Here is a 24,070-nt window from a genome sequence, read left to right on the forward strand (position 1 = left end):
CGTGCAGGAATTGTCAGCAATCTGACCGCCCGGCGTGCATCGCGCAGGTTTTTTGCGAACCGCCCCCCACACAATGGCCGCCCGCCGCTGCGCAGCCCTGCCGGGGCGGTCCAAGGTGACCCCAATTCGGGGCAGCAACGACCCCGGCCAACAGGGAGAACGACCGTGCTTGATCTGAGAAAAGGCATTGCCGCATTGGCGCTTTCGGTGGCGGTGCTGGCCGGACCTGCGGCCATGGCCCAAGGCACGCTGCGCATCGGCATGACCGCCGCCGACATCCCGCTGACCACCGGCCAGCCCGATCAGGGCGGCGAGGGGCTGCGCTTCATCGGCTATACGGTCTATGACGCGCTGATCAACTGGGACCTGACGCAGGGCGACGGGCCTTCGGGCCTGGTGCCGGGTCTGGCCACCGCATGGGAGGCCGACGAGGCCGACCGCACCCGCTGGACCTTCACGCTGCGCGAGGGGGTGACCTTCCACGACGGCAGCCCGTTCAACGCCGAGAACGTGGTCTGGAACCTGGACAAGCTGCTGGACGAAAGCGCCGAACAGTATGATCCGCGCCAATCGGCGCAGGGCAAGTCGCGCATTCCCGCCATCGCCAGCTATCGCGCCGTGGACGATCTGACGGTCGAGATCATCACGCATGAGCCGGACGCGACGCTGCCCTATCAGCTGGCCTGGGTGATGATGTCGTCCAAGGCCAACTGGGAGGCCCTGGGCAAGGACTGGGAGCAGGTCGCGGCCAAGCCGTCAGGGACGGGGCCGTGGATGATGGAATCCTTTGTCCCGCGCGAACGGGCCGAGCTGGTGCCCTTTGCCGATTACTGGGACGAGACGCGCATCCCCAAGCTGGACCGGCTGGTGCTGATCCCGTTGCCGGAGTCGAATGCACGTTCGGCCGCGCTGATGTCGGGGCAGGTCGACTGGATCGAGGCGCCGGCCCCCGACACCATCCCCGCGATGCAGGGCAACGGCTTTGCCATCACCCAGAACGCGCTGCCGCATAACTGGACCTGGCACCTGAGCCGGGTCGAGGGGTCGCCCTGGAACGACATCCGCGTGCGCAAGGCCGCGAACCTGGCCATCGACCGCGAGGCGATGGGCGCGCTGCTGGGCGGGCTGATGATCCCGGCCAAGGGGTTCGTGCCGCCGGGGTCGCAATGGTTCGGCGCGCCGAGCTTCGACGTGACCTATGACCTGGAGGCCGCGCAGGCCCTGATGACCGAAGCCGGGTTCGGCGCCGACAACCGGCTGAAGGTCAAGGCGTTGATCTCTCCCTCCGGGTCGGGCCAGATGCTGCCCCTGCCGATGAACGAATACATCCAGCAGTCGCTGGCCCAGGCCTGGATCGATGTCGAGTTCATGGTCGTCGAGTGGAACCAGATGATCAACCTGTGGCGCGCGGGCGCCGCCGATCCGTCGGTCGAGGGGTCGCAGTCGATCAACTTCACCTACTTCATCCAGGATCCGTTCACCGGTTTCATCCGGCATCTGGATTGCGACCTGGTGGCGCCGAACGGCACCAACTGGGGCCATTACTGCGACGAGGACATGCAGGGCCTGTTCGAGGAGATCAAGACGACCTTCGACCCCGCCGAACAGGACGCGGTCCTGCGCCGCACGCATGAAAAGTTCGTCGATGATGCGCTGTTCCTGATGGTCACGCATGACGTGGCGCCCCGCGCCATGTCGCCCAAGGTACAGGGCTTCGTGCAACCGCAGAACTGGTACCTGAACTTCTCGTCCATCACGATGGCCGAGTGACCCGCAACCGGCCGCGCCCGTTGCGGGTGCGGCCCAGCCAGGGACGCATGACGTGCTCAGCTATTTCCTTCGACGCCTGATCCTGGTGCTGCCGGTGGCCTTCGGGGTGTCGGTCGTCTGTTTCGCGCTGGTGCAGATCGCGCCGGGCGACCCGCTGACGGCCATCATGCCGGTCGATGCCACCGCCGAACAGCAGGCCGCGATGCGCGCGGCATACGGCTTGGACAAGCCGGTGCCGGTGCAATACCTGATCTGGGTCGGCAACCTGCTGCAGGGAGAGATGGGCCGCTCGATCGCGTCGGGCCGCCCCGTCGCGGCCGAAGTCTTTGGCGCGGTCGGCAATTCGCTGCTGCTGGCGGCGGCGGCGGCGGTGATCGCCTTTCCGATCGGCATCTTCCTGGGGTTCCTGGCGGGATATTTCCGCGACACGGCGCTGGACCGGGCGGTGACGGCGCTGTCGATCACCGGGGTGTCGGTACCGAACTATTGGCTGGGCATCGTGCTGGTCATCATCTTTTCGGTCAATCTGGGCTGGCTGCCCTCGATGGGCGCGGGGCCGGGCGGGTCGCAGGACTGGCAGTGGGACTGGGCGCATATGCGCCACCTGGTCCTGCCTGCGGTGACGCTGGCGGTGGTGCCCATCGGCATCGTCGCACGCACCGTGCGGGCGCTGGCGGGGGACATCCTGTCGATGGATTTCGTGACCGCGCTCTATGCCAAGGGCCTCAGCCGGGGCGACGTGCTGCGCCATGTGGCCCGCAACGCCGCCGCCACCGCCCTGTCGGTGATGGGGTTGCAGCTGGGATACCTGCTGGGCGGGTCGATCCTGATCGAGACGGTCTTCAACTGGCCCGGATCGGGGTTCCTTCTGTCCAATGCGATCTTTCAGCGCGACCTGCCGCTGCTACAGGGGACGATCCTGGTACTGGCCATGTTCTTCGTCGGCATGAACCTGATCGTCGATGTGGCTCAGGCCGCCATCGACCCCCGCGTGAAAAGGAGCTGAGCGCATGGTTCAGGTGACCACGACCATCCCCGCCGTCCCGCCCGCGCAGCGCGGCTACTGGTCGGGCGTGCTGTCGCGGCTGCGGCGTGATCCGGTGTCGATGATCTGCGCAGGCGTGCTGGCGCTGTTGATCCTGTCGGCGGTCTTCGCGCCGTGGCTGGGCCTGGCCGACCCCTATCAGGGCAGCATGATCAAGCGCCTGGCCGCCCCCGGCACGCCCGGCCACCTGCTGGGCACGGACGAGCAGGGCCGCGACATGCTGTCCCGGCTGATCCATGGCGGGCGGCTGACGTTGTTCATCGGGCTGATGCCGGTGGTGCTTGCCTTCTTCATCGGCGGCACCCTGGGGATCATCGCGGGCTATGTCGGTGGCATCACCAACACGATCATCATGCGGGTCGTGGACGTGTTCTTTGCCTTTCCGTCGGTCCTGCTGGCCATCGCCATCTCGGGCGCCCTGGGCGCGGGGGTGCTGAACAGCCTGGTGTCGCTGACCATCGTCTTCGTGCCCCCCGTGACCCGCGTGGCCGAGGCGGTGACATCGGGCGTGCGCAGCCTGGACTACATCGACGCGGCGCGGGCCTCGGGGGCGAATGCGCTGACGGTGATCAGGGTGCATGTGATCGGCAACGTGCTGTCGCCGATCTTCGTCTATGCGACCTCGTTGACGTCCGTCTGCATGATCCTGGCGGCGGGGCTGTCCTTTCTGGGCATCGGCGTGCGCCCGCCCGAACCGGAATGGGGGCTGATGCTGAACACGCTGCGGTCGGCCATCTATGTGAACCCGTGGCTGGCGGCGCTGCCGGGGGTGATGATCTTTGCCACCTCGCTGTGCCTCAATCTGCTCAGCGACGGTCTGAGGAGTGCGATGAATGTCCGCGACTGACAAACCCCTGCTGAGCGTCCGCGACCTGAAGAAGCATTTTCCCATCAAGGGCGGCATCCTGGGCCGCACCCAGGCTATGGTCCAGGCCGTGGACGGCGTCAGCTTCGACGTCCGCGCGGGGGAAACCCTGGGCATCGTCGGCGAATCCGGCTGCGGGAAATCCACGACCGCCAAGCTGCTGATCGGCCTGGTGGACCGGGACGAGGGCGATATCGACCTGGACGGCAAGTCGCTTGGCCGCGACATCAGCCTGCGCGCGCTGCGCCGCGACATCCAGATGGTGTTCCAGGACAGCTATGCCTCGCTGAACCCGCGCATGACCATCCTGGACAGCATCGCCTTTGGCGCGCGCGTCCAGGGCCTGGACGATCCCGAGGGCCGGGCGCGCCGCCTGATGGCGCGGGTGGGGCTGGACCCGGACCGCTTTGCGGGCCGCTATCCGCACGAACTGTCGGGCGGGCAGCGCCAGCGCATCAACATCGCCCGCGCCCTGGTCATGTCGCCCAAGGTCGTGGTCCTGGACGAGGCCGTCAGCGCGCTGGATAAATCGGTCGAGGCGCAGGTCCTGAACCTGCTGTCGGACCTGCGCGCGGAATTCGGGCTGACCTATATCTTCATCAGCCACGATCTGAACGTGGTGCGCTACATCTCGGACCGCATCCTGGTGATGTATCTGGGCGAGGTCGTGGAACTGGCCCCGGTCGACATGATCTGGGCCGAACAGGCGCACCCCTATACCCGGTCGCTGTTTTCCGCGATGCCGTCGATGGACCCGGACAACCGCACGCAGAAGCCGCCGCTGACCGGCGATCCGCCGAACCCCATCGACCCGCCGCCGGGCTGCCGGTTCCACACCCGCTGCGCCTTCGCGGCCGACATCTGCAAGACCCGTCACCCCGCCCTGGGGCCGATGGTGGCCGGGTCGCCGCATTGGGTCGCCTGTCACCTGCACGACCCGGCATCCGGCCATCCGCGCGCCGGACAGGGGGTGCCCGCATGACGCCGTTGCTGCAGATCGACAATCTGGACGTCCGTTTCAAGGGCGGGCGCACCATCCATGCCATCAACGACCTGTCCCTGACCCTGATGCCGGGCGAAACCCTGGCCCTGCTGGGCGAGAGCGGGTCGGGCAAGAGCGTCACGCTGAAGACCCTGCTGCGCCTGCTGCCGGAAAAACGCACCGACCTGTCGGGCGACATCCGCTTTGACGGGACCGACATCATGACCCTGTCGGGGCGGGCGTTGCGGTCCTATCGCGGGGGCGACGTGTCGATGGTCTTCCAGGACCCAGGCCTGGCGCTGGACCCGGTCTATACCGTGGGCCAGCAGATCGCCGAGACGGTGATGCGCCACAAGGGCCTGTCCCGGGAGAACGCGATGGACGTGGCGCTGGACATGCTGCACCGCGTGCGCATCCCGTCGCCGAAACGGCGGCTGGCCAATTATCCGCACGAGCTGTCGGGCGGCATGCGGCAGCGGGTGATGATCGCGCTGGCGCTGGCCTGCCGTCCGCGTCTGCTGCTGGCGGACGAGCCGACGACCGCGCTGGACGCGACCGTGCAGATCCAGATCCTGCTGCTGCTGCGCGAATTGCAGCGAGAATTCGGCATGGGGGTGATCTTCGTCACCCACGACATCGGCGTGGCGGTCGAAGTCTCGGAACGTATCGCTGTCATGTATGCCGGCCAGATCGTCGAGGAAGGCACCACACGCGACGTCATCCGCAACCCGCGCCACCCCTATACCCAGGGGCTGCTGGCCGCCAACCTGCATGACGTGGCGCGTGGCGCGCGGCTGGACGCGATCCCCGGTGCCCCTCCGTCGCTGGAGGTGCGGCCGGACAGCTGTTCCTTTGCGCCCCGCTGTCCGATGGCGCTGCCGGCCTGCCGACAGGCGTTGCCGCCCATCCTCACGCCCGGCCCCCGCCGCCGCGTGGCCTGCCTGCGCGCAGGCGAAACCCTTGCCGCAGAGTAGATCATGACCGACCCCTGGCACGCCTTTCTGCCCTATCCGCCCGTCCCGGTTCCCCATGCGGACTATGGTCCGCTGTCGGGCCTGACCCTTGCGGTCAAGGACATCTATCACGTCGCCGGATACCGCACCGGGGCGGGGTGCCCGCTGTATCTGGCGGAAAGCCCGGTCCACGCGGACACCGCCCCCTGCGTCCAGCGCCTGCTGGATGCCGGCGCGCGCTTTGTGGGCAAGGTCCACACGGACGAACTGGCGTGGTCCATGTACGGCATGAATGCCCATTTCGGGACGCCCGTGAACCCGGCCGCCCCGGACCGCATTCCCGGCGGGTCGTCGTCGGGGTCGGCGGTTGCGGTGGCGGGCGGGCTGGCCGACATCGCCATCGGGTCGGATACCGGCGGCTCGGTCCGCGCACCGGCCAGCTTTTGCGCGACATGGGGGTGGCGGCCGACCCACGGCCTGATCCCGATGGCGGGCGCGATGGCGCTGGCGCCCAGCTTCGACGCCTGCGGGCTGTTCGCGCGCGACGGGACGGTGCTGGCCCGTGCCGCCGCCGTGCTGGTCGCGGATGCAGCCCCCGTGACCGCGCCGGACCTGATGGTGCCCACCGACATGCTGGCCCTGCTGGGGCCTGAGGCGCGCGCGGTGTGGCAGGACGGGTTCGGACATCTGCCTGCGCGCGGGGTAAGTGTCTATCCCGACGGGGTGGATGCGGCCTATGCGACGTTCCTGACCGCGGTCATGGCGGATGCCAAGGAAACGATCCTGCCCTTCATCCGCGCGTCGCGCATGCCGCTGGTGCGCGGCATCGACGGGCGCGCCGACGCGGCCGACGCGCTGACCCCCGACCAGATCGCCCAGGGTCGCGGCGCGCGCGAGGCGTTCGCGCGGCACATGGACGCCCTGCTGGGCGCGAATGGCGTCCTGCTAGCCCCGGTCGTGCATGACGCGCCGTTCCGCCTGGACGCGTCCCAGGCGGTGTTCGACGGCTTTCGCCACGATGCGCAGCGGTTGCTGTGCGTGGCTGGCATGGCGCGGCTGCCGCAGGTCGTGTTTCCCGCCGGAACCGTCGACGGTGCGCCGTTCGGCCTGTCGCTGATCGGGCCGCGCGGGTCCGACCTGTCGCTGATCGCGCTGGCCTGCCAACTGTCCCACCAACCGCAGGAGGCCGCATGACCTGTCCCATAGAAACGCGCCTGGCCGACCTGGGTCACGCGCTGCCGCCATCCGCCCCGTCGCGGGCGCTGTTCCTGCCCGGCAAGGTCAGCGGCAACCTGCTGTTCCTGTCGGGCCAGATCTGTGAATGGGAAGGGGTGCCGCAGTATTTCGGCCCCATCGGTCCCAACTTTGACATGGCGGACGGGCAGGCGGCGGCGCGGATGTGCGCGCTGAACCTGCTGTTCTCGATCCGCGCGGTGGCTGGCTCGTTGTCACGGGTGTCGCAGGTGATCCGGCTTGGCGGGTTCGTCGCCGCGCCGCCGGGCTATGGCGATGGACCGGCGGTCGTGAATGGTGCGTCGCAGCTGTTCATCGACCTGTGGGGCGTTGCGGGACGCCATGCCCGCACCGCGGTCAACGTGGCCTCGCTGCCTGCCAACGCGCTGGTCGAGGTCGAGGCGATCGTCGAGCTTACCCCGCCGTGACCTGATCCGCGATCCAGGTGCGAAACCGGGCGAAGGCCGGGTCACCTTGACGGCGGTCGGGCCATGCAAGCCAATAGGCGCCCTCGCCGGGAACGCCCGCGCGCAGGATCGGCTGCAGGCGGCCCTCGTCGATCTCTGGCTGGGCCAGATAGCTGGGCAGCAGCGCCACGCCAAGCCCTGCGATCGCCGCCTGGATCATCATCGAGAACTGGTCCATCACCATGCCCGACACAGCCGGCGGCGTGCCGCCCTGGGCCGCGAACCACGCGGACCAGCCCGAAGGCCGCGTCTCCAGCTGCAGCAGGGGCAGGCCCGCCATGTCCGAGGGATGCGCCACCGGATGATGCGCCAGCATCTGCGGCGAGGCGCAGGCCGTCAGGCGTTCGTCGAACAGCCGCAGGTGATGCGCGTCGGGCCAGTCGGGCTGGCCGAAGAAGATCACCGCGTCAAAGGCTTCGCTGGCAAAGCTGAAACGCTGGATCTTGGTCGACAGGTTGATCGAGATGCCGGGATTGTCCGACAGGAACTGTCCGATCCGCGGCGCCAGCCAGCGCGTAGCGAAGGTCGGCAGCACCGACAGCGACAGCACGCCCCCGCCCGGATTGGCGATCAGCCCCATGCTGGCGCGCTGGATCACGTCCAGCCCCTGGGTGACGGACGCGGCATAGGTCACGGCCTCTGGCGTGGGGGTCAGGCGCTTGCGGTCGCGGGTGAACAGGGGCTTGCCCAGCTGCCGTTCCAGTGACGCGACCAGCCGGCTGACGGTGCTCTGCGTCAGGTGCAGCTCGTCGGCGGCGGCCGTGACCGAGGCGTGGCGCATCACCGCCTCAAAGGCGATCAGTTGGGACAGGCTGGGCAGGAACCGGCGTTGGCGCATGGGTTCATTCATAGAATGCATGAATGCATGAGGAAACAGCGTTTTTCATGCGGCCTGCGTTGGGGTAGGCTGTCCGCAACAGTCACCCGATGCAGGAATGATGCCATGCTGGACAAGACCACCGTCGATCACAAGGGCACGGCCTTTGCCTGGGAGGACCCCTTCCTGCTGGACGACCAGCTGGAGGAGGATGAGCGGATGATCCGCGACACCGCCGCCTCCTTCGCCGCCGACAAGCTGGCCCCGCGCGTCACCGACGCCTATCTGTCCGAACAGACCGACCCCGAGATCTTCCGTGAGATGGGCGCGAGCGGCCTGCTGGGCGTGACTATCCCCGAGGAATATGGCGGGGTGGGCGCGGGCTATGTTGCTTATGGCTTGGTCGCCCGCGAGGTCGAGCGGATCGACAGCGGATACCGGTCGATGATGTCGGTGCAGTCGAGCCTGGTGATGTTCCCGATCCATGCCTATGGGTCCGAGGAGCAGCGGATGAAATACCTGCCCAAGCTGGCATCGGGCGAATGGATCGGCTGCTTCGGCCTGACCGAACCGGATGCAGGCTCCGACCCCGCCGGCATGAAGACCCGCGCGACCAAGACCGAAGGCGGCTATGTGCTGAACGGGGCCAAGATGTGGATCTCGAACAGCCCGATCGCGGATGTCTTCGTGGTCTGGGCCAAGTCCGAGGCGCATGGCGGCAAGATCCGCGGCTTTGTCCTGGAGAAGGGCATGAAAGGCCTCAGCGCCCCCAAGATCGGTGGCAAGTTGTCCCTGCGCGCCTCCATCACCGGTGAGATCGTCATGGAGAACGTGGAGGTGTCCGAGGACGCGCTGCTGCCCAATGTCAGCGGCATGTCCGGCCCCTTCGGCTGTCTGAACCGCGCGCGTTACGGCATCAGCTGGGGCGTGATGGGGGCGGCCGAGGATTGCTGGTTCCGCGCGCATCGCTATGGCATGGACCGCAAGCAGTTCAACCGCCCCCTGGCCGCGACGCAGCTGTTCCAGAAGAAGCTGGCCGACATGCAGACCGAGATCGCCCTGGGCCTGCAGGCGTCCTTGCGCGTCGGTCGCCTGATGGATCAGGGCCGCTTCGCGCCCGAGATGATCTCGATCATCAAGCGCAACAATTGCGGCAAGGCGCTGGATATCGCCCGGCTGTCGCGGGACATGCATGGCGGCAACGGCATCCAGGCCGAATATCACGTCATGCGCCACGCCCAGAACCTGGAGACGGTGAACACCTATGAGGGCACGCATGACGTGCATGCCCTGATCCTGGGCCGCGCGCAGACGGGGCTGCAGGCCTTTGCCTGAAGGCCCGCTGTCCGGCCTGCGCGTCGTCGAACTGGCGCGCATCCTGGCCGGTCCCTGGATCGGCCAGACCCTGGCCGATCTGGGCGCCGAGGTCATCAAGGTCGAGGCCCCCGAAGGCGACGACACCCGCCGTTGGGGCCCGCCATTCATCGACCGCCCCCGCGCCGACGGCACGGTCGAGACGGTCGCGGCCTATTTCCACGCCACCAACCGTGGCAAGACCAGCGTCACCTGCGATTTCAACGATGCGGACGACCTAGAGCGTCTGCGTGCGCTGATCGACGGCGCCGATGTGGTGATCGAGAATTTCAAGGCAGGTGGCCTGGCGCGGTTCGGGCTGGATTATGCGACGCTGTCTGCGCGCAATCCGGGGCTGGTTTATGCGTCGGTCACGGGGTTCGGGCAGACCGGGCCCCGAGCCAGCCAGCCGGGATACGACTTCATGATCCAAGGCATGGGCGGCATCATGGAGCTGACCGGCGATCCTGCAGGCGATCCGCAGAAGGTCGGCGTGGCTTGGATCGACATCTTCACCGGCCTCTATGGCGTGATCGGCATCCAGGCGGCGTTGGCGGAACGGGCCCGGTCGGGGCGGGGGCAGCAGGTCGATCTGGCGCTGTTCGACTGTGCGCTGGGGGTGCTGGCCAATCAGGCGGCGAACCATCTGCTGGGCGGGGTCGAACCCGCGCGGCTGGGAAATGCCCATCCGAACATCGTGCCCTATCAGGTCTTTCCGGCGCGGGACGGCCATCTGATCGTTGCCTGCGGGAACGACCGTCAGTTCCGGTCGCTGTGCCTGGCGCTGGACCTGCCTGCGCTGGCGGATGATCCGACGCTGGCCAGCAATGCGCAGCGGGTGGCGGGGCGCGAGGTGCTGTGCGCTACCCTGGCGCGGGCGATGACATCGCGCGACCGCGCCGACCTGATCGCGGCGCTGACCGCGGCCGGAGTGCCTGCAGGTCCGATCAACCGTGTGTCCGAGGCGCTGTCCGACCCGCAGGCGCAGGCGCGGGGCATGGTCGTGTCGCCCGAGGGCATCGCAGGGTTGCGCACGCCCATCACCCTGTCCCGCAGCCCGACGGTGGCAGACGGTGCCGCCCCGGCCCTGGGCGAGGGTTCGTTCAGCTGGCGGCGGTGACCAGCGGCTGCGGCGCATGCAGCGGCAGGATCGCCCGCGCCGCCTGATCGCCAAATGCGCAATCGAAGACGATGTCGCTGCCCATGCCGAAAACGCGCGTGTCAGGGCGAAGCGCGTCCTTCAGCTTGTCCACCGGGGACAGGCTGGTCAGCCCCTGCGGCCCCGATCCGATGATCAGCGGTGCAATCGACACCTGCAATCGGTCCAGCAGGCCAGCCTCCAGGAAACCGGTGATGGTGATGCCGCCACCCTCGATCAGCAGCGATCCAAGGCCCATGTTCCGCAGGCCCTCAAGCACCTGCACCGGGTCCAGACGTCCGTCCGGGGCGGGCAGGCGCAACACCTCGATCCCCGGGGCGCGGGGTCGGTTTACGCCGGTGACGATGATCCGCCGCGCACCATCCGCCATCAGCACAAGCGCATCGTCGGGCAGCCGCCCGCGCGGGTCGATGACGATGCGCGCGGGGTTGTGGCCGCTGCACAGGCGTACGGTCAGGCGCGGCTGATCATGCAGCGCGGTCTTGACCCCGATCACCACCCCGTCGACCAGCGCGCGCAGGCGGTGCAGATGGGCAAGACCTTCGGGGCCGGACACGTCACGCGCATCGCCGGCGGCCGTCGCGACCCGCCCGTCCAGCGATTGTCCGATCTGCGCGATCGTGACCGGACCAAGATCGCGTCGTGCGACCGGCGCATAGAGGTCAAGCGCCGCGCGTTCGCCGGCGCTGAACCGACCGCAGCAGGCGCAGGCCTGACCGGTGCGGACCGACAGAAGCCGGTCCCAGACCCGAGGGGTGACATCGACGGCATGCATGGGCGGTCCTCCTCTGGGTGTCAGGCCGTGCCGGGGGGCAGGGCCAGCATGTCATGATGCCCGATCAGGCAACGGCTGTCGCCTGCCATGGCGATCCGGCTGCGGCCCCAATCGGTGGCGACGGACAGGCCGGTCTCGGATGCGGCCTCGGCGATGCCTTGGACCAGCGCGCGGTGCAGCGGGGCCTGATCGGGGCCGATCCGCCACGGGCTTTGGCCGGTGTGGACGTCGAAGCCCGCGTCACGGAAGATCTGCGTGGCGGTCACGGCCGCATCGGGCCCAAGCGCGGGGCCAAGCCCCTTGTCGCCGCGCTGATGGTCGTTGAACGCCCGCGTGACGTCCGCATCGCGCGGCAGCGCCGGGTCCCACGTCATGATGCCGTCATAGGACAGTGCCGCATAGAACGGCACGCCGGCATCGGCCAGTCGCGTGGCCAGCGCGGCGATCCAATTAGCGGGCATCAGGTCCAGCAGGGCCGATGCCGTGACCAGCGTCACGCCATTCAGCGGCAGCCCCTCCAGATCGCGCAGGTCCAACTGGTGGACAGTGGCGCGGCCCGGCGCCTCGGTCGCGGCGCGCTCCAGCAGGGCTGGATCATTGTCGACAAGGTGCCAGCGGGCATTGTCGGGCAGATGCGGGCCAAGCGTGCGCAGGGTCGATCCTGTACCGCAGCCCAGGTCCAGCACGACCGGGTCCGGCCCGGCCAGGACCGCCGCCTGCGCCATCAGGGTCGCGTCGCGGGCGGCCATGTCGGCGGGTTCGCGCAAGCCCAGCCATTCCGCCGAGAACCCCATGCTCAGATATCCCCTTCGTACCAGGCGCGGGCCATGTGGCTTTCGTGCAGCAGGACGCGCAGCTTCTTGACGCGGCCGCCATCCTTCAGCCCGCCGGCCCGCACGGTGCCGGCCATCTGATCGAAGATATGCTTGCACAGGAATTCTGTGGTGGTCATTTTCCCTTTGAATTCAGGAATGTCGTCCAGGTTCTTGTAGCGCAACGGAGCCAGCGTTTCGGCCAGGGCTTCGGTTGCAAGGCCGATGTCGACGACCAGGCTTTCGTCATCCATCTCGGCGGCGAAGAAGGCGCAGTCTACGGTAAATGTCGCGCCATGCACCCCTTGTGCCGGACCGAAGGTCGGCGAGGGGAAGGAATGGGCGATCATGATGTGGTCTCGGACTTCAACGGCGAACATGGTCTCTCCAGGGTCAGTAGATGATGCGGTGGCACAGCGTGGCGGGGTCCGCCAGGATGCCGGGATAGGCAACGGGCAGGTCGGCAAACGCCGTCTGCCCCGAGATCAGGGCGTCCAGCCGCGCATCGCGAAGCAGGTCCAGCGCCTTGGTCAGGCGGCGGCGATAGGTCCAGCGCGGCGCACGGTCGGGCGGAATACCGCCCACCTGCGTGCTGACGATGCGCAGGCGACGGCTGTGGAACGAACCACCCAAGGGCAGGGACACCTGTTCGGCGCCGTGCCAGCTGGCTTCGGCGATGGTGGCCTGCGGCCCCGCCAAGGACAGCGCCAGCACCAGCCCGGCTTGGGATGCGCTGGTGTGGATCACCACGTCCTGATCCCCGGGGGCATCATCGGGGGTTGCAAAGGCGCAACCCAGGTCGCGCGCGATGGCGGCGCGTTCGGGCAGGGGGTCGATCACCGTGACCTCTGCCCCCGGCAGCCGCGCGGCCAGAGAGGCCGTCAGCAGCCCCACCAGCCCGCCTCCGACCACGGCGACGCGGTCACCCGCGCCCGCGCCGCTGTCCCACAGGATGTTCAGCGCGGTCTCCATGTTTGCGGCCATGATCGCGCGTTCCGGCGGCAGCCCGTCGGGCAGCGGGATCAGCGCATCCTCCGGCAGGCGAAATTCGGTCTGGTGGGGGAACAGCGAAAAGACCATGCGACCGGCAAGTGCGCCGCCTGTTGCCTGACCGACATTGGCATAGCCGTACTTGACCGGAAACGGAAAGTCGCCTTCCTGGAACGGCGCGCGCATGCGGTCATGTTCGCTGGACGGCACCTTTCCCGACAGGACCAGCCGTTCTGTGCCCCGGCTAATGCCGGAAAACAGGCTGCGGACATGGATGCCGTCGCCGACCTGCGCGGGACGCAACTGCGCCTCGCCCGGTGCGGTGCACCAGAGTGCGCGGGCCGTCATGCCAGCAGATGTCCCGACTTGCGTGCCTTGGTGTCCAGATAGCGGGTGTTCTCGGGGCCGCGGCCGACCTTGAGCGCGACGCGGTCCACGACCTCGATGCCCTCGCTGTCCAGGCGGGCGATCTTGGCGGGGTTGTTGGTCATCAGGCGCACGCGACCGATCCCCATCTGGCGCAGCAATGCCGCGCCCGTGCGGAAATCGCGTTCGTCATCCTCGAACCCCAGGCGGTGATTGGCCTCGACCGTATCCAGTCCCTGATCCTGCAGGCTGTAGGCGCGCATCTTGTTGGCAAGGCCGATGCCACGACCTTCCTGGTTCAGATACAGCAGGACGCCGGTCCCGTTCGCCTCCATCGCGCGCAGGGCGGCCTGCAGTTGCGGGCCGCAATCGCATTTCAGGCTGCCCAGCACGTCGCCGGTAAAGCAGGCGGAATGCAGGCGCACCAGCACGGGCTGGTTGCGATCGGGCGTGCCGACCTCGACCGCATAATGCTCGGGGCCGCCGTCGGGCGCGCGGAACACGTGCAATCGTCCGTTTCGCGCCGCCAGCATCGGCACGCGGGCGTCCGACACGGGGCGGGGATCGCGGGGCAGCAGGATCTGGTTCAGGACGTCATCGGCGGCCAGGATGCCCAGATCGTTGCGCAGGGCGGTCTCGACGACATCGGGGCCGGTCACGACCAGAACGGCGGGCAGCAGTTCGGCCGCCTTGACCAAACGGATGGCGGCGCGGTGCAGCGGGGCGGGGGCGTGCTGCGGTGCCTGGGGCACGGCGGCCGATGCGGGCATCTGGCGCGACGGATCGGCCAGCGCCTGGATCCAGTCCAGACGCGCGCCGGCGGGAACCGGGATCAGGGCGACCTCGCCCTCGTGGGGACGATGGCGCAGGGCGTCCGCACGGCGGGCCGTCAGCACCAGTTCACCCCCGGAACCAAGGGCCGCGAACCGTTCCGGCGACAGCGTCTCGACCGGCAGGATCAGCGCCGCGGCAGGCTCGCCCAGCAGCACGACCGGCAGGCCAAGCCTGAGATCGGAGACCATGCGCGCAACCCGTTCGGCCGTGCACAGCGCCAGCGGATCACCGGTCGCGGTGACCGAAAGCGCGGCGGGGGTGGTCGGGGGAAATACGTGCATTGGTCAACCTTCGTCCCTGCAAATTGAGGTGTCACGCAAGTCGCAACGTCTTGAAACACGTAGCAGTTCCGCAAAGGTTGCGGCGTTGTGGCAGAATGTCGCAAAGTTTCGCGCGGCGTTTCGGCACGCCCCGGTTTTCTGGACGCGGGCCGCCGATGGCCCTAGGCTGCGACCGTTCAAACCTGAGGATACCCGATGCAACTGCGTGCCTATCTGGGGCTGATCCGGTCGCTTGCCATCTATTACAACCCGCTGCGGCGCAAACAGCTGCGGGCGTTCTATGGCGGGCTGCTGCAACCGGGCGACCTGGCCTTCGACATCGGCGCGCATGTGGGCAGCCGGGCGCGCGCCATGCGGGCCGCCGGGGCGAGGGTCGTGGCCTGCGAACCGCAGGAGCCGTTCGCGGGCTTTCTGCGCCGCAGCCTGCCGCGCGACATCGTGCTGGTGCAGCAGGCCGTCGGCCCGACGGAGACGGTGGCCCGCATGGCGGTGTCGTCGCTGCATCCGACGGTGTCGTCGCTAAGCACCAGCTTTGCGGCCGAGGCGGCCGCTGCCCCCGGCTTCGAGCATGTCCGGTGGGACCGCAGCCAAGAGGTGCGGATGACCACCATGGATGCGCTGATCGCGGCACATGGCCTGCCCGATTTCGTCAAGATCGACGTCGAGGGGTTCGAGCTGGACGTGCTGTCCGGTCTGAGCCAGCCGCTGCCGATGCTGTCGGTCGAATACCTGCCGGCGTTCCGCGACCGGACGCTGGCGGTGATCGACCGGCTGCAGGATCTGGGCCTCTACCGCTTCAATCCGGTGACCGGCGAGGCGGGCGGGTTCCTGTGGGACGACTGGCGCGACGCGGATGCCGTGCGCGCCTGGCTGAAGGGCCTCGACCCGCAGGGCGGATCCGGCGATCTTTACGCGCGGCTGGCCTAGCGGTCCGCGCGCAATGTCGCGGCCAACCGGTCGAAGATCGGCGCCGGGGCGGTGATGACGGTCCCCGTCTCCTCGGGGCGTTCGTCGGGGGTCCAGCCTTCGACCCGCATCCCGGCCTCGCGGACCAGGACCAGGCCGGCGCTGATGTCCCAGGGACGCAGGCGGCGTTCCCAGAACCCGTCCAGCCGCCCGGCCGCCACATAGGCCAGATCCAGCGCCGCGGCACCCATCCGGCGCACCCCCGCCGTGCCCGGCAGCACCCGCGCCAGGTCGGCCGCGTGATCGTCGATGTAAGGCATGTTGCCGAACGGCAGACCCGTCCCGAACAGCGCCGTGTCAAAGCCCGGCGGCGCGGCAGGGTCCAGGCGGCGCCCGTTCAGCTGCAGCCCCGACCCTGTCATGGCGCTGAACGTTTCTGCCTTCAGCGGGTCGTGGACCACGCCCAGCACCAGCTGTCCGTCCTGTTCCAGCGCGATGGACACCGCCCAATGCGCGATCCCGCGCAGAAAGTTCGTCGTGCCGTCCAGGGGGTCCACGATCCAACGGCGCCGGCCGGGACGGGCATCGGTCTCCTCGCCCAGCCACCCGTCGTCAGGGTTGGCGCCCAGCAGGCGGTCGCGCAGCAGCGCCTCGGACTGGTGGTCGGCCTGCGACACGAAGTCGCCCTGACGCTTGGCGTCGATGGTCAGCAGGTCGCGGTCGTTCCAATGCGCCTGCAGCAGCGCTCCGGCTGCATGGGCGGCGTCGATCGCCAGGGTCAGGTCGTCGGTGGTACCCATCGGGGATCCTTTCAGGGGGCGGGCCGCATGCCCCCTGCGGAGGCAACGGGGGCGTATCGGGCCCCCTACACGGGATTATCAGTTGCACGATGCGCACCAAGGGGCAATCTGCGCGCAGCACCGCCCGGCGACAAGGGCGGCAGGAGGCCGACCGACCCCAGGCCCGTCACGGGAGAATACAGACCATGCGCTTCGTCAAGGCAACCATCGGCGCCATCGTGATCATCGCCGCGGCCGCCGGGGGCATGACGCTGTCGGACCGTCTGCTGAGCGAACCCGAACAGGCCCGCCGCCCGTCCGACGGCGCCGGAGAGGCGGTGCCGGTCGAGACCGTGGCCGTCCAGACCGCGCGGTTCGTCGACAGCGTCCGCGCCGTCGGCACCGCGCGTGCCCGCAGCGCGGTCGAACTGATGCCCGAGGCGAGCGGCCGCATCACCCGCATCGCCTTTCGCCCCGGCGCGCAGGTCGAACGCGGCGATGTCCTGCTGGAACTGGACGACCGCGCCGAACAGGCCGATCTGGCCGCCGCCGAGGCGACCCTGGCCGAGGCCGACGCCGCCTTTGCCCGCCAGGAACAGCTGAACGCAAGCGGATCGTCGTCGGACGCCGCCTTTCAGACCGCCCGCGCGGCCCAGCTGCGCGCGCAGGCCGAACGCGACCGCGCCCAGGTTTTGCTGGAGGACCGTCTGCTGCGCGCCCCGTTTTCCGGCGTCATCGGCCTGACCGACCTGGTCGAGGGGCAGATGCTGGACAGCGGCACCCCCATCGCCACGCTGGACGACCTGGAGGTGATCGAGGTGGACTTCGGCGTGCCCGAGACGCTGTTGCCGCGCCTGGCGGTCGGGCAGGGGGTCCAGCTGCGGTCCTCGGCCTGGCCCGACCGGGTCTTCGACGCGACGATCAGCCTGATCGACACGCGGGTCGATGCCGCCACGCGGTCGATCGCGTTGCGGGCGCAGATGCCGAACCCCGACCGCGCCCTGACCGGCGGGATGTTCCTGCAGGTCGAGCTGGTCCTGGATCAGCGCGAACGCCCCGCGGTCCCCGAATCCGCGCTGAGCGTCGAGGGCGACGTCCAGCGCGTCCTGATCGTGCAGGGGAACGAGGCGGCCTGGGCCGACATTCAGGTGGGCCAGCAGTCCGACGGACTGGTCGAGGTCCTGGCGGGTCTGGACCTGGGCACCCAGATCATCGTGTCGAACCTGCACCGCGTCGACGCCGGCACCGTCGTCGCCGCCACGCCGCGCCCCGACCGGACCGCCGCCGCCGAACCCTTGGTCGGAGCCGACGGATGAGCGTCCCCGATTTCGCCCTGCGCCGCCCGGTCTTCGCAACCGTCATCAACCTGTTGATCGTGCTGATCGGGGCGGTGGCCATCACCCGCCTGCCGGTCCGCGAGCTGCCCTCGGTCGAGGCGGCCGAGGTCAGCGTCCGCGTGAACTATACCGGCGCCGCACCCGATGTGGTCGACAACCAGCTGGCCACGGTGATCGAGGGCGCGCTGGCCGGGGTCAGCGGCGTGACCGCCATGCGCACCAGCTCTGACCGGGGACGGATGCGCAGCGTGCTGACATTCGATCCGGGACGCGACATCGACAGCGCCGCCAACGACGTGCGCGCCGCCGTCGAACGGGTGCTGAACGACCTGCCCGACGGGGCGGACACGCCCCGCGTGGAAAAGAACGACGATGAGGGCGACCCGGTGATCCGGCTGGCCCTGTCCAGCCCGTCGATGACGCCGCTGGAACTGTCCGATTACGCCAGCCGCTTCATCACCGACCGCCTGGCGCGCCTGCCGGGCGTGGCCAATGCGCAGATCTTTGGCGAGCGCGCGCCGTCGATGCGCATCTGGCTGGATCAGTCGCGCATGGCCGCCTATGGCATCACCACCGGCGACATCATCAGCGCGCTGCAGGCCAACAACGTCGAACTGCCCGCGGGCCAGATCGAGACGAACGCCCGCCAGCTGCAGGTGCTGGCGCAGACGCGCTTTACCTCGGCCGACGTGTTCCGCCAGGTCGTGCTGCGCGACGAGGGCGGGCGCCCCCTGCGTCTTGGCGACGTCGCGCGGATCGAGGAGGGGGCCGAGGATACCACCACCATCTATCGCGCCAACGGCACCGTGGCCCTGGGCCTGGGCGTCCAGCCGCAGGCGCAGTCGAACACAGTCGCCATTTCGACCGCCGTCCGCGCGGAACTGGACCGCATTCGCGACACCCTGCCCGACGGCATGGCGCTGACCATCACCACGGACGAGGCGGTGTTCATCGAAAGCTCGATCGAACAGGTCCTCAAGGTGTTCCTGGAGGCGGTGGCCCTGGTCACGGCGGTGATCTTCCTGTTTCTGGGGTCGCTGCGGCTGTCGCTGGTGCCCATCGTGACCATCCCGGTATCGGCCCTGGGCGCCGCGTTGGGGATGCTGGCCCTGGGGTTCACGATCAACATCCTGACGCTGTTTGCGTTGATCCTGGCGATCGGCCTGGTCGTCGACGACGCCATCGTCGTGCTTGAGAACATTCAGCGCCACCGCGCCATGGGCAAGTCGCGGGCCGAGGCCGCGCGGCAGGGCGCGGGGCAGGTCAGCTTTGCCGTCATCGCCACCACCGCCGTGCTGATCGCCGTCTTTGTCCCGGTCAGCTTCATGGACGGGGAACTGGGCCAGCTGTTCGCGGAATTCGGCATCGTGCTGGCCATTGCGGTGGCCGTGTCGGGCCTTGTCGCGCTGACCCTGTCACCGGTGCTGGCCGCGCGGGTGATGCCGCGCGAGGATCGTCCGAACCTGCTGACCCGCACCATGAACCGGGCGATCGTCTGGCTGGAACGCGGCTATGACCGCATCCTGCGGGTGCTGATCGCACGGCCCGTGGTTATCCTGGCGGGCACGGCCTTCCTGGTCGCGGGGGCGGTGTCCGTCTATCAGGCGCTGCCGCGCCAGCTGACCCCGGACGAGGATCGCGGCAGCTTCCGCATCATCCTGAACGCCCCCCAGGGGTCGAACCTGGAATATACCGACGCGGCGACCCGGAAGGTCGAGGCGATGATCCAGCCGCTGCGCGATCAGGGCATCGTGGAAAATGTCACCGCCATCGTCGGGCTTGGCGCGAATGCGCGCCGGGCGCTGCTGTTCGTCAACCTGTCGCCGTGGGACGGCCGCGATGTCAGCGTGGAGGAGGTCATGGCCGACCTGCGCCCGCAACTGTCCGCGATGACCGAGGTGTCGACCTCGATCCGCCCGTCTGGTGGCCTGGGCCTTGGCGGCGGCAGCGGAAGCATCAGCTGGTCCATCGGCGGGCCGGACCTGGACCGCGCCGCCGCATGGGCCGAGGACGTGGCCGCCCGACTGGCCGATGCGCCGGGCCTGTCCGGGATCGAGGTCGATTACGCGGCCAACCAGCCGGGTGCGTCGCTGGACATCGACCGCACCCGCGCCCAGGACCTTGGCCTGGACAGCGAAACCGTGGCCCAGACCCTGCAGGTGCTATTCGCGTCCCGCACCGTCGGTGAATACACCAGCGACGGCCGCCAGTACCCGGTCATCCTGCAGGCGGCCCCCGAAGACCGCGACAGCGTTCAGGACATGCTGTCCGTGCTGATCCGCAACACGCGCGGCGACCTGATCCCGCTGTCGGCCTTTGCCGACGTCACGACCGGGGCCACGGTCCCGTCGATCGCGCGGAACGACCGCCTGATCTCGGTCAACACCGAGGCCGATCTGGTCGAGGGGACCGACTTGGCCCGCGCGATCACCCTTGTCGAACAGGCCGCGGCCGAGCTGCCGGCGGGCGCTCTGCTGGTCTGGCGCGGTCAGGCGGCGGATTACCAGGAGAACCAGGGCGGCGTCGCGACGGTCTTCGGAATGGCGCTGCTGATCGTGTTCCTGGTGCTGGCGGCGCAGTTCGAGAGCTTTCGCACACCGCTGACGATCATGCTGACGGTGCCCCTGGGCCTTGCGGGGGCGGTGGCGACGCTGCTGCTGACGGGGGCGTCGGTGAACATCTTTTCACAGGTGGGGATGATCCTGCTGATCGGGATCATGGCCAAGAACGGCATCCTGATCGTCGAGTTCGCCAACCAGCTGCGCGAGGAGGGCCGCGATCTGGTCACTGCGGCGCGCGAGGGGGCGGTGACGCGCCTGCGGCCCGTGCTGATGACGACCATCGCCACGATCCTGGGGGCCGTGCCCTTGGCGACCGCGACGGGGGCGGGGGCGGAAAGCCGCCGCGCCATCGGTGCGGTCATTGTGGGCGGGCTGTCGCTGGCCTTCGTGCTGACGCTGCTGCTGACGCCGGTGATCTATGTGCTGATCGAACGGATCGGGCGCCGGGACGTGCCCGCAACCGATCCTCAGCCCGCGGAATAGCGGTCATTCCCGCCCCGCGATCATCTCCAGGATGACGCCAAGCGAGGTGCCCATATGCGCCCGCATAAGGTCTGCCGCGCGATCCGCGTCGCGCGCCGTGATCGCCCCCAGGATCGCGCGATGTTCCGCCCGCGAGGTTTCGATGCGCGCCGCGCGGACCTGGAACTGCGCGTTGCGCCACGGCAGGCTGCGCCGGTTCAGGTCGGCCAGCAGGTCGGCCAGCACGGCGTTTCCCGCGCCTTGGCGCAAGGCCTCGTGAAAGCGCATGTTGGCCTGGGCGTAATCCGCGCCGGGCAGGTCGTCGCGGTCCAGGATGCCCGCCAGCAGCGCATGGTCGGTCGGGGTCATCCGCAGCGCGGACAGGCTGGCGCACAGTGCCTCCAGTTCCGCCAGGGCCTCGAACAGGTGGCGCAGGGCGTCGCTGCCCATGCGGCGCACCAGGAACGCCCGGCGGGGGCCGCGTTCAACCAGCCCTTCGGCGGCCAGCCGCTGCAACGCCTCACGCACCGGGGTCCGGGACAAGCCGAACCGCGCGGCAAGGGTCGTCTCTCCCAACGGGTCGCCGGGACGCAGCGTGCCCGCGATGATCTGCGCGGAAAGCGCATCGTGGATCTGATCGGCCGAACGGATGGGAGGCATCGGGAATTCCGTCAATTGTATTCCTGTGCCTGCCACATGTATACATACCACAGCCGCTTGACCATGTGATTCTTCGCCGGAGAGCCTGTTCCATGACCGCATTCGATTTCCTGTCGGGCCGCAGGCCGTCCACCCTTGCCGGTCGCGCGATGGTCGCCACCTCGCACCCGCTGGCCAGCGCGGCGGGACTGGCCATCCTGGCCGAGGGCGGGAACGCGGTCGACGCCGCCATCGCCGCCAGCGCGGTGCAGGCGGTGGTCGACCCGTTGATGACCGGGATCGGCGGCGACTGCTTTGCACTTTATGCGCCGGCAAACGGGCCGGTGCGCGCGCTGAACGGGTCGGGCCGCGCCCCCGCCGCGGCAACGGTCGAGGCGCTGCAGGCCGCGGGTCTGACCGACACCATTCCCCAGACCAGCGCGCATGCGGTGACCGTGCCCGGCGCAATCTCCGCGTGGTGCCGCCTGCATGCCGATCTGGGCCGCCTGCCGCTGTCGCGCCTGTTCCGCGACGCGATCGGCTATGGCCGCGACGGGTTTCCCGTCACCCCCCGCGTCGCCCAGGACTGGGCCGAAGGGCAGGCCACCGTCGCAGGCGATCCGCATGCGGCGGCGCATTTCCTGCCGGTCCCGCCTGCCGGCGCCCGCTTTGCCCAACCCCTGCTGGCCGACCGCCTTGAGGAGATCGCGGCCCACGGTCCGGCCGCCTTCTATCAGGGCGACACCGCGGCACGCATGGTCGCGCATCTGCGATCCCTGGGCGGGCTGCACACCCAGCAGGATTTCGCGGATGCCACCGACGGCGCCGAATGGGTCGAACCGATCTGCGCCCGCTATCGCAGGTTCGACGTCCATGAATGCCCGCCGAACGGACAGGGGCTGGCCGCGCTGTTGATCCTGAAGATCATCGAGGGGTTCGACATGGCCGCGCTGTCCGTGGCCGACCGCATCCATGTCCAGGCCGAGGCGACGAAGCTTGCCTATCATCACCGCGACGAACTGCTGGGCGATCCCGATCATTGCGCCGGGCTGACCGAGGCACTGATGTCGCAGGCCGCCATCGCGGCCCTGCGCGCCCGCATCGACATGGCCCGCGCCCAGGCCCCGGCGCTGTGGGACGAGCCCGAGCACAAGGACACCATCTATCTGTGCGTCGTGGATGCCGAGGGGAATGCGGTATCCTTCATCAATTCGATCTTCCACGGCTTCGGGTCCGGGCGGCTGGACCCCGCGACCGGCGTACTGTTCCAAAGCCGCGGTGCGTCGTTCCGTCTGATCCCCGGCCATCCGAACGCGATCGGCCCGCGCAAGCGCCCGATGCACACGATCATTCCCGGCATGCTGACCCAGGGCGGCCGCACGGTCATGCCCTTCGGCGTGATGGGCGGACAGTACCAGGCGGCGGGCCACGCGGCCTTCCTGTCGGCGGTGATCGACCGCGGCCTGTCGCTGCAGGCGGCCATGGACGAGCCGCGGACCTTTGCCACCGACGGCGTGCTGCAGGTGGAACCGACCCTGCCGCAGGATATCTGCGACGACCTGGCCGCGCGCGGCCATGTCATCAAGCGCCTGACCGGCCCGATGGGCGGGGCGCAGGCGATCCGCATCGGCGACGGCCTGCTGGAAGGCGGGTCGGACAGCCGCAAGGACGGCATGGCCATCGGCCTGTAAGGAGACGGAGATGGGCTTTCTGAAACGCATCGGAATCGACAGCTACATGCTGATGCTGCTGGGCACCGTCATGGTGGGCTTGGTGCTGCCGGCGCGGGGCGTGGCGGCCGACGCCCTGGGTCAGGTGACCTATTGGGCGGTGGCGCTGCTGTTCTTTCTGTACGGGGCCAAGCTGGACCCGGCTTCGGTCAAGGCGGGGATGCTGAACTGGCGCCTGCAGGGACTGACATTCGCCGCGACCTATCTGATGATCCCGGTGCTGGGCATGGCATTCGCGCTGATCTTCGGCGATCTGCTGGGACCGCAGGTCACGCTGGGGCTGGTGTTTCTGGCAGTGCTGCCCTCGACGATCCAAAGCTCGATCGCCTTCGTGTCGATGGCGGGGGGCAACGTCCCCGCGGCGATCTGCGCGGCGTCGCTGTCGAACCTGGTCGGCGTGGCGCTGACCCCGGCGCTGGTCGCGGTGTTGTTGAAGACCGGAGAGGGCGGCGTCAGCCTGGACGCCGTGCTGCGCATCGGCACGCAGATCCTGCTGCCCTTCGTTCTGGGCCAGATCCTGCGCCCGTGGGTGGGCGCGTTCGTGCGCAACCGCAAGACGCTGACCCTGGTCGTGGACCGGGGCGCGATCCTGCTGATCGTCTATTCGGCCTTCAGTGCGGGCACGGTGTCGGGCCTGTGGGCGTCGATCCCGCCGACCGCCCTGATCGCGCTGATCGCGGTCATGCTGGTGCTGCTGGCCTGCGTCTTCGGAATGATGGCCGGGGCGGGCCGCGCCTTCGGCCTGCCGCTGGAGGACCGGATCGTGCTGTTCTTCTGCGGGTCCACCAAGAGCCTTGCGACGGGTCTGCCCATCGCCACCGCGCTGTTCCCGGCCGAGACGGTCGGGGCCACCGTCCTGCCCGTCCTGGTCTATCACATGGCGCAGCTGCTGATCTGCGCGATGATCGCGCAGAACCGGGCGCGGCGGAACGCCACAGCCCTGGTGGCGTAAGG

The 24,070-nt window shown here is 68.9% G+C and carries 22 protein-coding genes; 14 read left to right on the forward strand and 8 right to left on the reverse strand.

Annotated features, from left to right (window positions below; all coding sequences use genetic code 11):
- Positions 1-165: 165 nt before the first annotated feature.
- From SY26_RS00680 to SY26_RS00710, 7 genes are read left to right on the forward strand one after another with little or no spacing between them, the layout of a single operon-like run.
- On the forward strand, positions 166-1,770 hold the full coding sequence (locus SY26_RS00680) for an ABC transporter substrate-binding protein (protein ID WP_045998874.1): 1,605 nt from the start codon (positions 166-168) through the stop codon (positions 1,768-1,770).
- 52 nt (positions 1,771-1,822) lie between these two features.
- Complete coding sequence (locus SY26_RS00685) at positions 1,823-2,776, forward strand: ABC transporter permease (RefSeq protein ID WP_045998875.1); 954 nt, start codon at positions 1,823-1,825, stop codon at positions 2,774-2,776.
- A 4-nt stretch (positions 2,777-2,780) separates the two neighbouring features.
- Positions 2,781-3,662: an ABC transporter permease gene (locus SY26_RS00690; protein ID WP_045998876.1), complete on the forward strand. Its 882-nt coding sequence runs from the start codon at positions 2,781-2,783 to the stop codon at positions 3,660-3,662.
- Positions 3,649-4,662 (forward strand): ABC transporter ATP-binding protein, encoded by a 1,014-nt coding sequence (locus tag SY26_RS00695; protein WP_045998877.1) that lies wholly within the window; start codon positions 3,649-3,651, stop codon positions 4,660-4,662. The genes SY26_RS00690 and SY26_RS00695 overlap by 14 nt, the downstream gene beginning before the upstream one ends.
- The gene (locus SY26_RS00700) at positions 4,659-5,636 is read left to right on the forward strand and encodes an ABC transporter ATP-binding protein (RefSeq protein WP_045998878.1); all 978 of its coding nucleotides are present in this window, start codon (positions 4,659-4,661) and stop codon (positions 5,634-5,636) included. Before SY26_RS00695 ends, SY26_RS00700 begins: the two co-directional genes overlap by 4 nt.
- A gap of 3 nt (positions 5,637-5,639) precedes the next feature.
- Positions 5,640-6,809: an amidase gene (locus SY26_RS00705; protein WP_045998879.1), complete on the forward strand. Its 1,170-nt coding sequence runs from the start codon at positions 5,640-5,642 to the stop codon at positions 6,807-6,809.
- Positions 6,806-7,276: a RidA family protein gene (locus SY26_RS00710; RefSeq protein ID WP_045998880.1), complete on the forward strand. Its 471-nt coding sequence runs from the start codon at positions 6,806-6,808 to the stop codon at positions 7,274-7,276. Before SY26_RS00705 ends, SY26_RS00710 begins: the two co-directional genes overlap by 4 nt.
- On the opposite strand, the gene SY26_RS00715 is transcribed toward SY26_RS00710, so the two are convergent.
- Complete coding sequence (locus SY26_RS00715) at positions 7,263-8,153, reverse strand: LysR substrate-binding domain-containing protein (protein ID WP_045998881.1); 891 nt, start codon at positions 8,151-8,153, stop codon at positions 7,263-7,265. The two genes, SY26_RS00710 and SY26_RS00715, sit on opposite strands and share 14 nt — an antisense overlap.
- Positions 8,154-8,258: 105 nt before the next feature.
- Here SY26_RS00715 and SY26_RS00720 point away from each other — a divergent pair, with 105 nt between their 5' ends.
- Together SY26_RS00720 and SY26_RS00725 are read left to right on the forward strand one after the other, a co-directional pair.
- The gene (locus SY26_RS00720; RefSeq protein ID WP_045998882.1) at positions 8,259-9,467 is read left to right on the forward strand and encodes an acyl-CoA dehydrogenase; all 1,209 of its coding nucleotides are present in this window, start codon (positions 8,259-8,261) and stop codon (positions 9,465-9,467) included.
- Positions 9,460-10,605 (forward strand): CaiB/BaiF CoA-transferase family protein, encoded by a 1,146-nt coding sequence (locus tag SY26_RS00725; RefSeq protein WP_045998883.1) that lies wholly within the window; start codon positions 9,460-9,462, stop codon positions 10,603-10,605. The genes SY26_RS00720 and SY26_RS00725 overlap by 8 nt, the downstream gene beginning before the upstream one ends.
- Here the strand turns inward: SY26_RS00725 and SY26_RS00730 are convergent.
- From SY26_RS00730 to ribA, 5 genes are read right to left on the reverse strand one after another with little or no spacing between them, the layout of a single operon-like run.
- Positions 10,589-11,419, reverse strand: a complete 831-nt coding sequence (locus tag SY26_RS00730) for a RibD family protein (RefSeq protein WP_045998884.1) — start codon at positions 11,417-11,419, stop codon at positions 10,589-10,591. The genes SY26_RS00725 and SY26_RS00730 overlap by 17 nt on opposite strands.
- 20 nt (positions 11,420-11,439) lie before the next feature.
- The gene (locus SY26_RS00735; RefSeq protein WP_045998885.1) at positions 11,440-12,213 is read right to left on the reverse strand and encodes a trans-aconitate 2-methyltransferase; all 774 of its coding nucleotides are present in this window, start codon (positions 12,211-12,213) and stop codon (positions 11,440-11,442) included.
- 2 nt (positions 12,214-12,215) lie between these two features.
- Positions 12,216-12,611 carry a 6-carboxytetrahydropterin synthase gene (locus tag SY26_RS00740; RefSeq protein ID WP_045998886.1) on the reverse strand — a complete coding sequence of 132 codons (396 nt, stop codon included), beginning with the start codon at positions 12,609-12,611 and terminating at the stop codon, positions 12,216-12,218.
- 13 nt (positions 12,612-12,624) lie between these two features.
- Positions 12,625-13,569 (reverse strand): zinc-binding alcohol dehydrogenase, encoded by a 945-nt coding sequence (locus tag SY26_RS00745; RefSeq protein ID WP_045998887.1) that lies wholly within the window; start codon positions 13,567-13,569, stop codon positions 12,625-12,627.
- Positions 13,566-14,609: a GTP cyclohydrolase II gene (gene ribA, locus SY26_RS00750; RefSeq protein WP_045999569.1), complete on the reverse strand. Its 1,044-nt coding sequence runs from the start codon at positions 14,607-14,609 to the stop codon at positions 13,566-13,568. The genes SY26_RS00745 and ribA overlap by 4 nt, the downstream gene beginning before the upstream one ends.
- Before the next feature lie 288 nt (positions 14,610-14,897).
- Here ribA and SY26_RS00755 point away from each other — a divergent pair, with 288 nt between their 5' ends.
- Complete coding sequence (locus SY26_RS00755) at positions 14,898-15,629, forward strand: FkbM family methyltransferase (protein ID WP_045998888.1); 732 nt, start codon at positions 14,898-14,900, stop codon at positions 15,627-15,629.
- Here SY26_RS00755 and SY26_RS00760 read toward each other — a convergent pair.
- A complete protein-coding gene (locus SY26_RS00760) occupies positions 15,626-16,408 on the reverse strand; it encodes an inositol monophosphatase family protein (RefSeq protein ID WP_045998889.1) in 783 nt (260 codons plus the stop codon). The two genes, SY26_RS00755 and SY26_RS00760, sit on opposite strands and share 4 nt — an antisense overlap.
- Before the next feature lie 185 nt (positions 16,409-16,593).
- Between SY26_RS00760 and SY26_RS00765 the strand changes: the two genes are divergently transcribed.
- Both SY26_RS00765 and SY26_RS00770 read left to right on the forward strand, forming a co-directional pair.
- Positions 16,594-17,703 carry an efflux RND transporter periplasmic adaptor subunit gene (locus SY26_RS00765; protein ID WP_052715063.1) on the forward strand — a complete coding sequence of 370 codons (1,110 nt, stop codon included), beginning with the start codon at positions 16,594-16,596 and terminating at the stop codon, positions 17,701-17,703.
- The gene (locus tag SY26_RS00770; protein WP_045998890.1) at positions 17,700-20,768 is read left to right on the forward strand and encodes an efflux RND transporter permease subunit; all 3,069 of its coding nucleotides are present in this window, start codon (positions 17,700-17,702) and stop codon (positions 20,766-20,768) included. The genes SY26_RS00765 and SY26_RS00770 overlap by 4 nt, the downstream gene beginning before the upstream one ends.
- 3 nt (positions 20,769-20,771) lie before the next feature.
- On the opposite strand, the gene SY26_RS00775 is transcribed toward SY26_RS00770, so the two are convergent.
- On the reverse strand, positions 20,772-21,407 hold the full coding sequence (locus SY26_RS00775; protein ID WP_045999571.1) for a GntR family transcriptional regulator: 636 nt from the start codon (positions 21,405-21,407) through the stop codon (positions 20,772-20,774).
- Between the two features lie 92 nt (positions 21,408-21,499).
- Between SY26_RS00775 and SY26_RS00780 the strand changes: the two genes are divergently transcribed.
- Together SY26_RS00780 and SY26_RS00785 are read left to right on the forward strand one after the other, a co-directional pair.
- Positions 21,500-23,077, forward strand: a complete 1,578-nt coding sequence (locus SY26_RS00780; RefSeq protein ID WP_045998891.1) for a gamma-glutamyltransferase family protein — start codon at positions 21,500-21,502, stop codon at positions 23,075-23,077.
- A gap of 10 nt (positions 23,078-23,087) precedes the next feature.
- Entirely contained in the window at positions 23,088-24,068 is a 981-nt protein-coding gene (locus SY26_RS00785) for a bile acid:sodium symporter family protein (protein ID WP_045998892.1), read from the forward strand.
- Positions 24,069-24,070: the final 2 nt, after the last annotated feature.

Source organism: Paracoccus sp. 228, from assembly GCF_000967825.1.
Taxonomy (GTDB): domain Bacteria; phylum Pseudomonadota; class Alphaproteobacteria; order Rhodobacterales; family Rhodobacteraceae; genus Paracoccus; species Paracoccus marcusii.